The following is a 15,806-nucleotide window of genomic DNA, read 5'->3' as shown; positions in this document are numbered from 1 at the left end:
CTTAGTAAAGTTTATAAACATCAAGTTTTAAGGCCTGTATTAGACATTTTTTTTACTTTTTATAAGTTTTTATAGCCAAAAACTATAATCTTGCTGGAAAATTAGATAAAATAACAAACGCTTTCTTTTGATTCTATTTTATTTTTTGGTACAATAGTCCTATGAAAATTTTAGTCACGTCAGGCGGTACCAGTGAAGCTATCGATAGCGTCCGCTCTATCACAAATCACTCGACTGGTCGCTTGGGGAAAATCATCACGGAGACCTTGCTGGCGGCAGGGTATGAAGTTTGTTTGATAACAACAAAACGAGCTCTGAAGCCAGAAACTCATCCCAACCTAAGCATTCGAGAAATCAAAAATACGAATGATCTTCTTTTAGAGATGAAAGAGTGTGTTCAAGATTATCAGATCTTGATTCATTCGATGGCTGTATCTGACTACACACCTATTTATATGACAGGGCTTGAGGAAGTTCAGGCTAGCTCCAATCTAGAGGAATTCTTAAACAAGCAGAATCATCAAGCTAAGATTTCTTCAACTGATGAGGTTCAGGTCTTATTCCTGAAAAAAACACCCAAAATCATCTCTCTAATCAAAGAATGGAATCCAGCTATTCATCTGATTGGCTTTAAACTGCTGGTCGATGTCTCTGAAGATTATCTCATCAAGATAGCACGAAAGAGTCTTATCAAGAACCAAGCAGACTTGATCATTGCAAATGACCTCACTCACATTTCAGCAAATCGGCACCGAGCTATCTTTGTTGAGAATGATCATCTTCAAACTGTTCAAACCAAAAAGGAAATTGCAAATCTCCTGCTTGAAAAAATTCAAGCATACGATTCATAGAAAGGAAAGCCATGGCAAATATTCTTATCGCAGTGACAGGTTCCATTGCCTCCTATAAATCAGCTGACCTAGTTAGTTCTTTGAAAAAACAAGGCCATCATGTCACTGTCTTAATGACCGAGGCAGCGAGAGAGTTTATCCAGCCTTTGACACTACAGGTACTCTCACAGAATCCAGTTCACCTTGATGTCATGAAGGAACCCTATCCTGATCAAGTCAATCATATCGAACTAGGTAAAAGAACTGATCTTTTTATCGTTGTCCCTGCTACTGCTAATACCATTGCCAAACTTGCGCACGGTTTTGCGGATAACATGGTGACAAGCACAGCGCTTGCCCTACCAAGTCACATCCCTAAACTCTTAGCGCCAGCCATGAATACCAAAATGTATGACCATCCGGCAACCCAGGCTAATCTAAAAACATTAGAGACCTATGGTTATCAGATTATCTCTCCAAAGGAATCTCTACTAGCCTGTGGTGATTACGGCAAAGGCGCCCTAGTTGACCTGAATACTATTTTAGAAAGAATAAAGGAAACCCTCGATGAACAAACGCTCTAACATTGCTCCAATTGCTATCTTTTTTGCAGTTATGCTCGTTATCCACTTTTTGAGCTCTCTCCTATTTAACCTTTTCCCATTTCCAATTAAACCAACTATCGTTCATATTCCAGTAATCATTGCTAGTATCATTTACGGCCCACGAGTTGGTGTTACACTTGGTTTCTTGATGGGACTACTAAGCTTAACGGTAAACACGATTACGATTCTACCAACCAGCTACCTCTTCTCACCTTTCGTACCAAACGGAAACATCCATTCTGCGATTATCGCTATTGTCCCTCGCGTCTTGATTGGTCTGACACCTTACTTGGTTTATAAACTGATGAAAAATAATACTGGGCTAATCCTAGCTGGTGCCCTTGGTTCCCTTACCAACACCGTCTTTGTCCTTGGTGGAATCTTCTTCCTTTTTGGAAATGTCTTCGATGGCAATATCCAAAAACTCCTAGCAACTGTTATCTCTACAAACTCAATCGCCGAATTGGTTATCTCAGCCATCTTGACTGTAATGATTGTCCCACGTCTCGAAACCTTGAAGAAATAAAAAAACAACTCCACTTTCGTCCTGAAGGTGGAGTTTAGTAGTTAAAACATAAGAATTAAGTTCCCAGTATTCTTTACCACATTTAATCAAATATCCCTTAAAAATTACTAATGCTTCTTGACTTAACTGATTATTTATTGTACTATACTTGTGTATATACAGATAAATGGAGGTTCTTATGGATATACGGAAAAAAACGCAGTTTATGACTATGACTGCCCTACTCACTGCAATAGCGATTTTGATTCCAATCATTATGCCCTTTAAAATCGTTATCCCACCGGCTTCTTACACCTTGGGAAGTCATATCCCCATCTTTATCGCCATGTTTCTTTCGCCTTTGATGGCTGCTTTTGTGATTATTGCTTCTAGTCTCGGTTTCCTGATGGCAGGCTACCCTATGGTTATTGTCCTACGCGCCTTTTCTCACATCGTTTTTGGTACTTTGGGGGCTTTGTACTTAAAGAAATTCCCTGAAACCTTGGATAAACCAAAGGCATCTTGGATTTTTAACTTTGTTTTGGGTGTTGTTCACGCTATCGCTGAAGTACTAGCTTGTATCATCTTCTATGCTACTTCAGGGACAAACGTTGAAAATATGTTTTATGTTCTCTTCGTCCTAGTTGGCTTTGGCACAATTGTCCATAGTATGGTAGACTATACATTAGCACTAGCTGTCTATAAAGTGCTTCGAAAACGTCGCTAAAAGGAAAAACTATGACAACGGATCGCAAACAAGCTCTTCTCAAACTATTAAAAGAGGCGCCAAAAGCTCTCAATGGTCAAACCTTGGCTGAGCACTTTCATGTCACGCGCCAAGTCATTGTACAGGATATCGCTATTCTCCGAGCAGATGGGGCTCCTATCCTATCCACCAATCGTGGTTATATCTACAAAGAAAATGATGCCAGTCCTTACGTCCACAAACTCTTTAAAGTGAAACATGAACTGGAAGAAATCGGGCAGGAACTTCTAGCCATTGTAGATAATGGCGGACGCGTTCAAAATATCTTAATCGATCATCCCGTTTATGGTGAAATTGAAACCCATCTTAAACTCACCTGTCGCCGAGATGTCCAGCACTTTCTGGAACAAGTCGAGAATTCAGACTTTAGACCCCTTTCTGAATTGACAGACGGCATCCATTACCACCTTATTGAAGCTGAGACACAACAAGACCTCCACTATATCGAGGAGGCCTTGGATCAGTTAGGTTATTTGGTAAAAGACTAGAATATTTCTTTTTCCCAGCCATCCTCTGTACGGTGGCGATAGAAGAACTCTGACTTGTCAGGTGCTTCCATCATTTCCATCAAGGGTAACATATCATAGGCCAGATCCAAGTTTGGAATCTGGTCTTTTTGCACCCAAGATACTTCTTCAAATCTAAAAAGTTGAGACTTATATATAGAATTAGCTGCAACATGCTCTAAACACTATCCGTTTAATTTTACATTGAAAATCTTCTCCGTATTTTTTTACAATTTCGTTCCCTTAATTTTCTTTTCGAGCAATAAACATACCATATTCTTTAGGAATGATTAACATATCCTTATAAAAATGCATTTCCAATCTTTTACGAATGACTTTTTCTTCTAGCGAACCTATTTCTGAAATCCCTTTAAAGGATTGGATGTATTTAACTAGATCATTCATACTAGTTACCTGTAACTCATCATCATATAGTAATGTTTCGACAGAGTCAAAATACATACTCAGGTGGCTTTTGCCATTTTGTAAAGTAAACGTTTTATTTTCCAAATCTTGATTGACCTCATCTTTAAATAAACTTGCCAAATAATCTACAACTCCATTTTCACCAAATGTGGCACAGTAAAAAATGCCTCCTATCTTTAAGACTCTATTCACCTCAGAGAGAGCTTTAGGAATATCATTTACATGATGTAGAAGCATATTAGCAATAACAATATCAAACGTTTCATTCTCAAAAGAAATCTTTTGAATATCCATTATCTTATAGTTGACATTGTCCCTATTTCCAATCACTGACTTCGTTGTTTTTACCATATCTTTAGAAAAATCTGTAACAACCAACTGCTTCATTTTATCAATGGAATCACTATTACTTTTCCACAGTTCTCCTGTTCCACATCCTAATTCTAGGACCTTTACTTCATCAGTGATTTGGTAGTTGGAAAATATCCAATTGTTAAACCCTAATTTATTTTTTGAATATTTCTTATGTAGTTTTACTCTAATATCAAGATTATCTTGTTTTGCATATTGTTCAATTACCTTATCATCCATTTTCTATTACTTCCTTTCATATTTTAAGATTATACCATAAAATAAAACAATCTCCGATTTCAAAATTGAAGGTGGAGATTGTTAAAGATGTAGATAGAAAAGAAGAATAAGAAATTTAGAAGGATTCAGTTGACTTACACCACCATCCATACTTGTCCTATATTTCGGTCCCTTCCTTAAATAAGGAATAATACCTATCTACTAATCATAGAACTAAAAAATTTCTTTCTCCCATCCGTCTTCTGTACGGCGAGGGTAGAAAAATTCAAATTTGTCCGAAGCTTCCATCATCTCCATCAAGGGTAGCATATCATAGGCCAGATCCAAGTTTGGAATCTGGTCTTTTTGCACCCAAGAAACTTCTCCTTCATCTGAAGAGCGAAGGGTACCAGAGAACTCAGTCGCCTTATAACAAATGACAATATAGCGCCCACCTGTATCTAGTGGCCAATTTTTAATGCCGACAAGTTGAGGATTTTGGATAGTCAATCCTGTTTCTTCATAGATTTCACGAATGACAGACTCTGCGAAAGACTCTCCATTTTCTACATGGCCTCCAGGAAAGGCATAACCAGACCAGCGATTCTCTTCAGGAGACCGATATTGCATAACTACCTGCTTATTTTCAAGATCTTCAATCAGACAAATGTTTGTTAAAATCGTTAATTGGGAACGGTACATAAATTTACTCACTTTCTAATTTATTAAATTTTCAGACTTGGTACCAGAGCCATTAGCTTTTACTTTTTAAAATTATTTAGAATAGAATACCATCCGTTTTTCCTTTATATGTTTTCCAAGGTCAAGCATCTTTTCTTGTCCATCAAAAGTAAAACCCATTTTTTGATAGAAAGCAATGGCACGCTTATTATCTTTCAATACCCATAAGAAAATTTCAGAAAAATGATCAAGAGCATTCAAAGCTGCTTTCACTAACTTTTGTGCGATACCTTTTCCATAATAGTCTTTTAAAATATATAAAGCCATAATTTCACCAGCTTGAATAGTCTCATCACGAAAGTTTCCATAACTGATAAAACCAACTACCTTCATGCCATCTATCGCAATCAATGTATTTTCTGGATACTTTTGACTAAAGAATCGACATCTTTCTAATGTTATTGTCTCCTGAAATTCTGCAGGCAAAAGGTCGTCATAAGCCTCTCTCCACGTTTGCCAGTGAACGAGGGATTTACCTTCTATCTCTTCAGGAGTTTTCATTAATTTGATAATAACCGTCATTACTTTCTTCTCCTTAATCCAACAGTCTGACTTCCTTTGCTACTTTTTGCAGATATTTTTGTCTTGTTGAACTTGTGTTCACCTCACGCCCTAACTCTCCTAAGATTGAAACCCTCTTTGTTTTTATACCACAATGATTCAATACAGCATTCTTTAATACTGATATTCCATAACTATCTGGAATGTTAATCGGACCTGAAAATACTTTGTACCACCAAGTTGGTGCCATAGAGGTTGCATAGATACTAGCTGTTTTTCCTTTTAGTAACTTTTTGAACTGTTTACCTCTCAAGTAGTTCAAAATAAAGCTTCCTCGATTATTGGCAGAGTATGCAATGCCTGGCGTAAAAACACGATCAATCCACCCCTTCAATAGACTAGGCATGCTACTCCACCAAATAGGATAAACAAAAATGAAATAATCTGCCCACTGGATTAATTCTTGAGAGCGTAGAATAAACGGATCGTCCTCCATCCTTTGTCGATAACCATATCGTAATACAGGATCAAAATCTATCTCATTTAGGTTAATAGATTCAAGCTCATGGCGATTTGAGTCAATATTTTCTACAATCGTTCGAAAAATTTCTTGACAGAAACTTCCCTTGTCAGGATGTCCATTGATGACTAAAATTTTCATTCGTTTTCTCCTATCTAATCCAACGCCTTCACTTCCAACATCATGTCACGTATCTGAGCAGCCAATTCAAAGTCAAGCACTTCGACGGCTTCTTGCATTTGTTTCTCTAGTTTCTTGACGAGTTCTTTGCGTTCTTGTTTGTTGAGGCTATTGATATCGACTTCCTTGTCCTCTTCCTTGGCAACTGCCTTGGTTACGGCAATCAGGTCACGGATTTCCTTTTTGATGGTTTGTGGTACGATACCATGCTCTTCATTATAAGCCATCTGGATTTTCCGACGACGAGCCGTTTCATCTATAGCACGTTGCATAGACTGAGTCATCGTGTCTGCATACATGATGACATGGCCTTCGCTATTACGGGCAGCACGTCCAATGGTCTGAATCAATCCACGTTCGTTACGAAGGAAACCTTCCTTGTCAGCATCGAGAATGGCTACCAAGCTTACCTCAGGAACGTCAATCCCTTCACGGAGCAGGTTGATTCCGACCAAGACATCAAAGACACCCAAGCGCAAGTCACGGATAATCTCCGTTCGTTCCAAGGTCTTGATATCTGAGTGCATGTACTTGACCTTGATTCCCATTTCCTTGAAGTAGTCGGTCAAGTCTTCTGCCATTTTCTTGGTCAAGGTGGTAATAAAGGTTCGTTCGTTCTTTTCAACACGGGCATTAATTTCACCTAGGAGGTCATCAATCTGTCCCATAGTTGGACGCACTTCTACCTCAGGGTCCAAGAGACCTGTCGGTCGAATGATTTGCTCGATCACTGTCTCGGTCTGTTCATTTTCATAGTCACCAGGTGTCGCTGAAACATAAACAATCTGATGCACATGACTCTCAAACTCCTCCCGACGGAGAGGACGATTGTCCAAGGCAGATGGCAAGCGGAAACCATAATTGACCAGCATCTCCTTACGCGAACGGTCTCCATTGTACATACCTTTGATTTGCCCCATGGTCATGTGACTTTCATCAATCATGATTAAGAAATCATCTGGGAAGAAGTCGAGAAGCGTATAAGGGGGCTCTCCTTCACTACGACCATCCATGTGACGAGAGTAGTTCTCAACCCCATTTGTATAACCCATCTCACGTAACATCTCAATATCATACTCTGTTCGCTGTTTCAAACGCTGGGCTTCTAGCAGTTTGCCTTCCTTCTCAAAGACAGCTAACTGCTCCTCCAACTCTGCTTGAATCTTGGCAATAGCAACTTCCATATGGTCATCATTGGTCACAAAGTGAGTGGCTGGGAAAATCGCCAAATGATCCACTTCTCCCAATACCTGACCTGTCAAAGCCTCAACTTCACGGATACGGTCAATCTCATCCCCGAAAAATTCTACTCGAAAAGCGTGTTCATCTCGGGAAGCTGGGAAAATCTCCACCACATCACCACGAACGCGAAATCTTCCCCGTTGGAAATCAATATCATTGCGCTCAAACTGAATATCTACCAAGTCATTCAAGAGTTTATCACGAGAAATCTCAAGACCTGGACGCAGACTTACAACACTGTCAGCGTATTCCTTAGGAGAACCCAAACCATAGATACAAGAGACTGAAGCCACGACGATGACATCATTGCGCTCCAGAAGGGCTGAAGTCGCTGAGTGACGGAGCTTATCAATCTCGTCATTGACAGAGCTGTCCTTTTCAATATAGGTATCACTCGAAGGGACATAGGCCTCGGGTTGGTAATAATCATAGTAAGACACGAAGTATTCAACAGCATTTTCAGGGAAAAATTCCTTGAACTCCCCATAGAGCTGGCCAGCTAGGGTTTTGTTATGGGCAATGACCAAAGTAGGTTTATTGACTTTGGAAATGACCTGACTCATGGTATAGGTCTTCCCTGTACCCGTCGCCCCCATCAGAATCTGAGCCTTTTCTCCACCCTCGATATTATCAACCAACTGCTCAATTGCTTGGGGTTGATCTCCTGAAGGTTCATATTTTGATACTAGTTTAAATTTATTATCTGTAATTCGATTTATCATGATTGCCTCATCTGCATTTTTCTATCCTTCTATTTTACCATAAATTTACATTTCAGACTCTACTCTAGGTTGATAAGAATGATTATTGTATGTTATATTTTCTTACATGAAATTCCTAAAATTTGCCTTTTCATTCATTTTCTGATATAATGGGAAAATATTCGGAAAAGGAGACTAAAAATGAAGAAAAAAATACTAGCATGTTTGCTCATTTTATTTCCCATTTTCTCACTAGGTATGGCAAAAGCTGATACTGTTAAGATTGTGTCTGATACAGCTTACGCACCTTTTGAGTTTAAAGATTCAGATCAAACCTATAAAGGGATTGATGTTGATATTATCAATAAAGTCGCAGAAATCAAAGGATGGAACATCCAAATGTCTTATCCTGGCTTTGATGCAGCTGTAAATGCAGTGCAGTCAGGTCAAGCAGATGCCATTATGGCAGGTATGACAAAAACAAAAGAACGTGAAAATGTCTTTACCATGTCTGATACCTATTATGATACAAAAGTTGTCATTGCTACCACAAAGGCAAATAAAATCACCAAATATGAGGAACTCAGCGGAAAAACAGTTGGTGTTAAGAACGGAACTGCCGCCCAACGTTTCCTCGAAAGTATCAAAGATAAATACGGTTTCTCTATTAAAACCTTTGATACAGGTGATTTGATGAATAACAGTCTAAGTGCTGGTGCTGTAAATGCCATCATGGATGATAAACCTGTTATTGAGTATGCGATTAACCAAGGACAAGATCTCAGCATCAATATGGATGGTGAGGCTGTTGGAAGCTTTGCTTTTGGTGTCAAGAAAGGGAGCAAGTATGAACACTTGGTTACCGAGTTTAATGAAGCCCTATCCCAAATGAAGAAGGATGGTAGCTTGGAGCAAATCATCCAAAAATGGACTGCTTCTACAACTACGGCAAGCCCAACGACAACTACTGCTGCTGGACAAAAAGCTACTCCTGTGAAAAGCAAGTACATTATTGCCAGCGACTCATCTTTCGCCCCATTCGTCTTTCAAAATTCAAGCAATCAATACACCGGTATTGATATGGATCTTATCAAGGCCATTGCCAAAGATCAAGGTTTTGAAATTGAGATTACCAATCCAGGATTTGATGCAGCCATTAGTGCTGTTCAAGCTGGACAAGCAGATGGTATCATTGCTGGTATGTCTGTAACAGATGCTCGTAAGGAAACCTTTGACTTCTCAGAATCCTACTACACAGCAAATACGATTCTCGGTGTGAAAGAATCAAGCACGATCGCTTCTTATGAAGACCTCAAGGATAAAACTGTCGGTGTTAAAAACGGGACTGCTTCTCAAACGTTCCTTACTGAAAATCAAAGCAAATACGGTTATAAGATTAAAACCTTTGCAGATGGCGCATCAATGTATGACAGTCTGAATACTGGATCTATCGATGCTGTGATGGATGATGAGCCTGTTCTCAAATATTCTATCAGCCAAGGTCAAAAATTGAAAACGCCAATCGCTGGAACTCCAATCGGTGAAACAGCCTTTGCAGTTAAAAAAGGAACAAACCCTGAATTGATCCAGATGTTCAATAACGGACTTGCGAACCTCAAAGCTAACGGAGAATTCCAAAAGATTCTTGACAAGTATCTAGCTAGCGAAACTTCAACTAACTCTACAAGTACGGTTGACGAAACAACTATCTGGGGCTTGCTTCAAAACAACTACAAACAACTTCTTAGTGGACTTGGAATCACTCTTGCTCTAGCTCTTATTTCATTTGCAATTGCCATTGTCATCGGTATTATCTTCGGTATGTTTAGCGTTAGCCCATACAAATCTCTTCGTCTAATCTCTGAGATTTTCGTTGACGTTATTCGAGGAATTCCATTGATGATTCTTGCAGCCTTCATCTTCTGGGGAATTCCAAACTTCATCGAGTCTATTACCGGCCAACAAAGTCCAATCAATGACTTTGTAGCTGGTACTATCGCCCTCTCACTCAATGCAGCTGCTTATATCGCTGAAATCGTTCGTGGTGGGATTCAAGCTGTTCCAGTTGGGCAAATGGAGGCCAGCCGCAGTCTTGGTATCTCTTATGGAAAAACCATGCGTAAGATTATCTTGCCACAAGCGACTAAATTGATGTTGCCAAACTTTGTCAACCAATTCGTTATCGCTCTTAAAGATACAACCATCGTGTCTGCTATCGGTTTGGTGGAACTTTTCCAAACTGGTAAGATCATCATCGCCCGTAACTACCAAAGTTTCAAGATGTATGCAATTCTTGCTATCTTCTATCTTGTAATTATCACGCTTTTGACTAGACTAGCGAAACGCTTAGAAAAGAGGATTCGTTAATGGCAAAACTAAAAATTGATGTAAATGATTTGCATAAGTATTATGGAAAAAATGAAGTTTTAAAAGGCATTACGACTAAATTCTATGAAGGGGATGTTGTCTGTATCATCGGTCCTTCGGGTTCTGGTAAATCCACTTTCCTCCGTAGCCTTAACCTTCTCGAGGAGGTAACGAGTGGTCACATCACAGTGAATGGCTATGATTTGACTGAAAAATCAACCAATGTCGACCATGTTCGCGAAAATGTAGGAATGGTCTTCCAACACTTCAACCTCTTCCCACACATGTCCGTTCTAGAAAATATCACTTTTGCACCTATTGAACACAAACGAATGACCAAAGAAGAAGCTGAAAAATTGGGGATGGAGTTGCTTGAAAAGGTTGGACTAGCAGATAAAGCTAATGCCAATCCAGATAGCCTATCAGGTGGTCAGAAACAGCGTGTAGCCATCGCTCGTGGACTTGCCATGAATCCTGATATCATGCTCTTTGATGAACCAACTTCTGCTCTTGACCCTGAGATGGTTGGAGATGTACTAAACGTTATGAAGGAATTAGCAGAGCAAGGCATGACCATGATCATCGTAACCCACGAGATGGGATTTGCTCGTCAGGTAGCCAACCGTGTGATCTTTACGGCTGATGGTGAATTCCTGGAAGATGGAACTCCAGATCAAATCTTCGATAACCCGCAACACCCTCGTCTAAAAGAGTTCTTGGACAAGGTCTTAAATGTATAAAACAAAACTGTAAGGTTCTCCTTACAGTTTTTTAATTGCGTATTGGATTTTTGATTTTTTTGAAAATTATGATAAAATAAAAGCTATGACAATGAGAAAATCTCATCCCTAGTCCAACTAGGAAAAAATATAGAAATTAGGTAGCTAGATGTCATCAAAGGTTATTGTTACAATTTTCGGTGCGAGTGGAGATTTAGCTAAACGCAAACTCTACCCTTCCCTTTTCAGACTCTATAAATCAGGCAATCTCTCTGAGCATTTTGCTGTTATCGGAACAGCTCGTAGACCTTGGAGTAAGGAATATTTTGAATCTGTAGTTGTCGAGTCCATCCTTGATTTGGCAGATAGTACCGAGCAAGCCCAAGAATTTGCTAGCCACTTCTACTATCAAAGCCATGATGTGAATGATACGGAACATTACATTGCTTTGCGCCAATTACAAGCTGAGCTGAATGAAAAATACCAAGCTGAACACAATAAGCTCTTCTTCTTGTCTATGGCACCTCAGTTCTTTGGAACCATTGCCAAGCACCTCAAATCTGAAAACATTGTTGATGGCAAAGGTTTTGAGCGCTTGATCGTTGAGAAACCATTTGGTACAGACTACGAAACAGCGAGCAAGCTCAATGAAGATCTCCTTGCGGCCTTTGATGAGGAGCAAATCTACCGTATCGACCATTACCTAGGTAAAGAGATGATTCAGAGTATCTTTGCTGTTCGTTTTGCCAACATGATCTTTGAGAATGTTTGGAATCGCGAACACATCGATAATGTTCAGATTACCTTTGCGGAGCGCTTGGGTGTTGAAGAACGCGGTGGCTACTACGATCAATCTGGTGCCCTTCGTGATATGGTGCAAAACCATACTCTTCAACTCCTCTCTCTTCTAGCCATGGACAAACCAGCTAGCTTTACAAAAGATGAGATTCGTGCTGAAAAGATAAAGGTCTTTAAAAACCTCTATCATCCAACTGAGGAAGAATTGAAAGAACAGTTTATCCGTGGTCAGTACCGCTCTGGTAAAATCGATGGCATGAAATACATTTCCTATCGTAGCGAGCCAAACGTCGATCCTGAATCTACAACAGAAACCTTCGCATCTGGTGCCTTCTTTGTAGACAGCGATCGTTTCCGTGGTGTTCCCTTTTTCTTCCGTACAGGGAAACGTCTGACTGAAAAAGGGACTCATGTCAATATCGTCTTTAAGCAAATGGATTCTATCTTTGGAGAACCATTAGCACCAAATATCTTGACCATCTATATCCAACCAACAGAAGGCTTCTCTCTCAGCCTAAATGGGAAGCAAGTCGGTGAAGAATTCAATCTGGCACCAAGCTCTTTGGATTACCGTACAGATGCTACTGCTACTGGAGCCTCACCAGATCCTTACGAGAAATTAATCTACGATGTCTTGAACAACAACTCAACCAATTTTAGCCACTGGGATGAGGTAAGTGCTTCTTGGAAATTGATTGACCGTATTGAAAAACTCTGGGCTGAAAACGGAGCTCCACTCTACGATTATAAATCTGGGAGCATGGGACCACAAGCTAGCTTTGACTTACTTGAAAAGTATGGAGCCAAATGGACCTGGCAACCAGATATCGCCTATCGTGAAGATGGCCGTTTAGAATAGCAAAAATATCCTGCAAGTCAATCTTGCAGGATATTTATTTTGTATTAAATCAAGCCTTCTAAGAGACCCCTCATAAAGTTTTCTGAGTTAAATTCCCCGATATCATCGATTTTTTCACCGAAACCAATCAATTTTACAGGGATATTGAGTTCTTCTCGAATTGCCAGAACAACACCACCACGGGCAGTTCCATCAATTTTTGTCAATACGATACCGGTAACAGGTGTAATTTTCGAAAATTCTTTAGCCTGCACCAAGGCGTTTTGTCCAGTTGAAGCATCGAGTGCCAGGAAGGTTTCATGGGGTGCTTCTGGAACGACACGCTTGATAATACGACCAATCTTTTCCAACTCGGCCATAAGGTTGTCCTTGTTTTGCAGACGGCCTGCTGTGTCAATCATGAGAATATCAATCCCTTCTGCTACAGCACGTTCCATCCCATCAAAGACCACACTAGCTGGATCAGCCTTTTCAGGCCCCGTCACAACAGGAACATCCACACGACGGCCCCATTCTGCTAGCTGGGCAACAGCTCCAGCACGGAAGGTGTCTGCCGCAACCAACATGACTTTCTTGCCAGCTTGCTTGTAACGATGAGCTAATTTTCCGATAGAGGTGGTTTTACCAACGCCATTGACTCCGACAAAGAGCATGACTGTCAAGCCATCTTGGAAATGGATTTGTTCATCGTAGTTGCCATCCTTCTCATAGAGTTCAACCAATTTCTCGATAATGACACGACGGAGTGCGTCAGGCTTCTTAGCGTTTTCGAGTTTAGCTTCATAACGTAGCTCTTCTGTTAAGTTTGAAGCGACCTGCACACCGACATCGCTCATGATGAGCAGTTCTTCCAATTCCTCGAAGAATTCTTCATCGACAGAACGGAAGTTGGCAAAGAAAGCATTCAAGCGTGCTCCGAATCCCGTACGGGTTTTCTTGAGACTGCGGTCATATTTTTCCTGAACGGTTTCTTCAACCTGAGGAAGCTCTTCTACGACTTTAGACGCTAGCTCTTCTTCTGTTTCTTGGTTCTCTTCTTCTAGAGCTTCTTCTGTCTCTTGGATTTGCTCCAATTCATCAGCTTCTAGCTCAGGCTCCTCTTGGTTTGTTTCCTCAACTGCTTCTGGTTCAATGACCTCATCTGTCGTGATCTGAGGAAGTTCTTCTTGAGCAGGTGTTTCTTCCACTTTGTCCGTCGCTGTTTCTTCGACTGCCGTTTGGTTTTCTTCAACCTCTTCTGACAAATCAAGATTTTCCAGTGCTTCTTTTACAACATCTTCGATTTTTGGCTCTTCTTTTTTTCCGAATAAACGGTCAAATAATCCCATTTTTTAACTCTCCTTTAGCACGTATTCTTCGATAGCCCAGGCAACGGCTTCCTCGTCATTGGTCATCGGGGTAATCACATTGGCAACTGCTTTAACCGCTGGAACAGCATTTTGCATGGCAACTCCCAGACCTGCCCACTCAATCATAGAAAGGTCATTGGCCTCGTCCCCACAGGCCATAACTTGACTTTGGTCGATTCCCAAGTGTTTAATTAATTTCGCTAGACCTGTTGCCTTGTGGACGTTTTTCGGTGACCATTCCAATAGCATTTCACGCGATTTGAAGATTTCATATTGGTCAAACAATTCTGGAGAAATCCGTTGAATCGCTGCATCCAAAGGTTCTTGGGCAAAGGCAGTCACACATTTATTATACGTCATCTGACTAGATAGCTCCTCAAAAGCGACAGGTACGAAAGTCAGGGCTGGGTTGAACTTAGCATAGAGACTTTCTTGGTCCGACTGGATTTGATAGACGGTTCCTTCTGAAATAACGTCTAACGGTAATCCGAGTTTTTCAGTTTCCTCGTACAAGCGTGCCACATCGTCGATTGAAAAGACTGTTTTATCGAGAATCTCTCCAGTATTTTTCTGTACCAGACCACCATTAAAGGTGATGGTGTACTCGTCCTCCTGACCATCAGTCCCTAGCTCATGGAGAAAGAAATCCATAGCCTTTAGAGGACGACCTGTTGTCAGAACGACCTTAATGCCACGGTCACGCGCAGCTTTGAGGACTTCCTTGGTACGATCTGTCAGCTTTTTATCCGTTGTCAGCAAAGTACCGTCCAAATCAAGTGCAATCAATTTAATATCTGCCATTACAAGCCCTCCATATAAGCCATCACTGATTGGTCCTTATGGTGGCCAATCACTGCTTCTGCTAATTCTAAAATCTCTGGTCGCGCATTTTCAGGAGCGATTGGATGCCCCACAACCTGCATCATGTGAAGGTCATTGAGATTATCGCCAAACGCCATAACCTGATCCATGGTCAGACCAAGTTTTTTTGCCAGCTCAACAATAGCCACACCCTTATCAACATAGTCCAAGACAATATCAATGGATTCAAAACCAGTTGTCATGGCTTTTACACCAGGAACATTCTCGTTGACCCAGGCCTCTCCAGCTTCTATCGTATCTTCTGTAAAGTTAGTGGTAAATTTAAAAATCTCATCCGTGATCTCTTCTAAACTCGCTACTTTTTGAATGTTTTCATTGTAGTGACGGCTAAACATCAGATAGGTCTCATCCACTGTATCCAAAACATAACAAGCTTTTTTCCCAGTCAAGAGCATTTTACTTTCATCAAAATAGGGTGATTTCTTTAAAGCTTCAAAAGTGCTTAAGTAAAAATCCCGAGACATAGTAGCCTCGTACATATCCTCGCCATGAAACTCAACATAGCTCCCATTTTCAGCTATAAAAATCACTTCATCACGCACATCCGCAAACAACTTTTTCAGGGACAGAATACCACGACCTGAAGCCACTGCAAAATAAATCCCCTTTTCCTTGTAGGAAACAAGTAAGTTTTTAAGGCGTTCCATATCAAACCGACCCTCTCCATCTAGAAAGGTACCATCCATATCGGTTGCTACAAGTTTAATCATAAAATCCTTCATTCTCCAATTGATAAATC

At 40.4% G+C, this 15,806-nt stretch carries 16 protein-coding genes and 1 pseudogene; 8 read left to right on the top strand and 9 right to left on the bottom strand.

What is annotated here, in order from left to right; genetic code table 11:
- Positions 1–161: 161 nt before the first annotated feature.
- The 5 genes from coaB to D8847_RS04940 all read left to right on the top strand — a co-directional run bounded on the left by coaB (position 162) and on the right by D8847_RS04940 (position 3,194).
- On the top strand, positions 162–851 hold the full coding sequence (gene coaB / locus D8847_RS04960; RefSeq protein WP_125840822.1) for a phosphopantothenate--cysteine ligase: 690 nt from the start codon (positions 162–164) through the stop codon (positions 849–851).
- 11 nt (positions 852–862) lie between these two features.
- Positions 863–1,414, top strand: a complete 552-nt coding sequence (coaC, locus tag D8847_RS04955) for a phosphopantothenoylcysteine decarboxylase (protein ID WP_125840821.1) — start codon at positions 863–865, stop codon at positions 1,412–1,414.
- On the top strand, positions 1,398–1,961 hold the full coding sequence (locus tag D8847_RS04950) for an ECF transporter S component (RefSeq protein WP_125840820.1): 564 nt from the start codon (positions 1,398–1,400) through the stop codon (positions 1,959–1,961). The genes coaC and D8847_RS04950 overlap by 17 nt, the downstream gene beginning before the upstream one ends.
- Before the next feature lie 178 nt (positions 1,962–2,139).
- A complete protein-coding gene (locus D8847_RS04945) occupies positions 2,140–2,667 on the top strand; it encodes an ECF transporter S component (protein ID WP_000354641.1) in 528 nt (175 codons plus the stop codon).
- An 11-nt stretch (positions 2,668–2,678) separates the two neighbouring features.
- Complete coding sequence (locus tag D8847_RS04940; RefSeq protein ID WP_125840819.1) at positions 2,679–3,194, top strand: transcription repressor NadR; 516 nt, start codon at positions 2,679–2,681, stop codon at positions 3,192–3,194.
- On the opposite strand, the pseudogene D8847_RS04935 reads toward D8847_RS04940, so the two are convergent.
- From D8847_RS04935 to uvrB, 6 genes and pseudogenes are all read right to left on the bottom strand, one after another.
- Positions 3,191–3,340, bottom strand: a pseudogene (locus tag D8847_RS04935) (NUDIX hydrolase); the annotation flags it as partial. The gene D8847_RS04940 and the pseudogene D8847_RS04935 sit on opposite strands and share 4 nt — an antisense overlap.
- Positions 3,341–3,455: 115 nt before the next feature.
- Positions 3,456–4,229 carry a class I SAM-dependent methyltransferase gene (locus D8847_RS04930; protein ID WP_125840818.1) on the bottom strand — a complete coding sequence of 258 codons (774 nt, stop codon included), beginning with the start codon at positions 4,227–4,229 and terminating at the stop codon, positions 3,456–3,458.
- A 213-nt stretch (positions 4,230–4,442) separates the two neighbouring features.
- Positions 4,443–4,910, bottom strand: a complete 468-nt coding sequence (locus D8847_RS04925; protein WP_125840852.1) for an 8-oxo-dGTP diphosphatase — start codon at positions 4,908–4,910, stop codon at positions 4,443–4,445.
- A gap of 72 nt (positions 4,911–4,982) precedes the next feature.
- Positions 4,983–5,471: a GNAT family N-acetyltransferase gene (locus D8847_RS04920; RefSeq protein WP_125840817.1), complete on the bottom strand. Its 489-nt coding sequence runs from the start codon at positions 5,469–5,471 to the stop codon at positions 4,983–4,985.
- 13 nt (positions 5,472–5,484) lie between these two features.
- Positions 5,485–6,111: an NAD(P)H-dependent oxidoreductase gene (locus D8847_RS04915; RefSeq protein ID WP_125840816.1), complete on the bottom strand. Its 627-nt coding sequence runs from the start codon at positions 6,109–6,111 to the stop codon at positions 5,485–5,487.
- Positions 6,112–6,125: 14 nt separating this feature from the next.
- Positions 6,126–8,114: an excinuclease ABC subunit UvrB gene (uvrB, locus tag D8847_RS04910; protein WP_049505868.1), complete on the bottom strand. Its 1,989-nt coding sequence runs from the start codon at positions 8,112–8,114 to the stop codon at positions 6,126–6,128.
- A 180-nt stretch (positions 8,115–8,294) separates the two neighbouring features.
- On the opposite strand from uvrB, the gene D8847_RS04905 reads away from it, so the two are divergent.
- The 3 genes from D8847_RS04905 (at position 8,295) to zwf (ending at position 12,836) form a co-directional block, all read left to right on the top strand.
- A complete protein-coding gene (locus D8847_RS04905; protein ID WP_125840815.1) occupies positions 8,295–10,460 on the top strand; it encodes an ABC transporter substrate-binding protein/permease in 2,166 nt (721 codons plus the stop codon).
- Positions 10,460–11,200: an amino acid ABC transporter ATP-binding protein gene (locus tag D8847_RS04900; protein ID WP_001096337.1), complete on the top strand. Its 741-nt coding sequence runs from the start codon at positions 10,460–10,462 to the stop codon at positions 11,198–11,200. Before D8847_RS04905 ends, D8847_RS04900 begins: the two co-directional genes overlap by 1 nt.
- Before the next feature lie 148 nt (positions 11,201–11,348).
- Positions 11,349–12,836, top strand: coding sequence for a glucose-6-phosphate dehydrogenase (gene zwf / locus D8847_RS04895; protein ID WP_033585324.1), 1,488 nt, complete (start codon positions 11,349–11,351; stop codon positions 12,834–12,836).
- Between the two features lie 44 nt (positions 12,837–12,880).
- Here the strand turns inward: zwf and ftsY are convergent, their stop codons facing one another.
- The 3 genes from ftsY to D8847_RS04880 are packed head-to-tail and all read right to left on the bottom strand — an operon-like array spanning position 12,881 to position 15,777.
- Entirely contained in the window at positions 12,881–14,164 is a 1,284-nt protein-coding gene (ftsY, locus tag D8847_RS04890) for a signal recognition particle-docking protein FtsY (protein WP_125840814.1), read from the bottom strand.
- 3 nt (positions 14,165–14,167) lie between these two features.
- Entirely contained in the window at positions 14,168–14,986 is an 819-nt protein-coding gene (locus D8847_RS04885; RefSeq protein WP_125840813.1) for a Cof-type HAD-IIB family hydrolase, read from the bottom strand.
- On the bottom strand, positions 14,986–15,777 hold the full coding sequence (locus tag D8847_RS04880) for a Cof-type HAD-IIB family hydrolase (RefSeq protein ID WP_125840812.1): 792 nt from the start codon (positions 15,775–15,777) through the stop codon (positions 14,986–14,988). Before D8847_RS04880 ends, D8847_RS04885 begins: the two co-directional genes overlap by 1 nt.
- Positions 15,778–15,806 lie beyond the last annotated feature (29 nt).

Origin of the sequence: Streptococcus mitis (assembly GCF_003942795.1) — a bacterium.
Lineage (GTDB): Bacteria > Bacillota > Bacilli > Lactobacillales > Streptococcaceae > Streptococcus > Streptococcus mitis_BJ.
The sequence above is the reverse complement of the archived record's forward strand: the minus strand, read 5'-3'. Positions and strand labels throughout refer to the sequence as shown.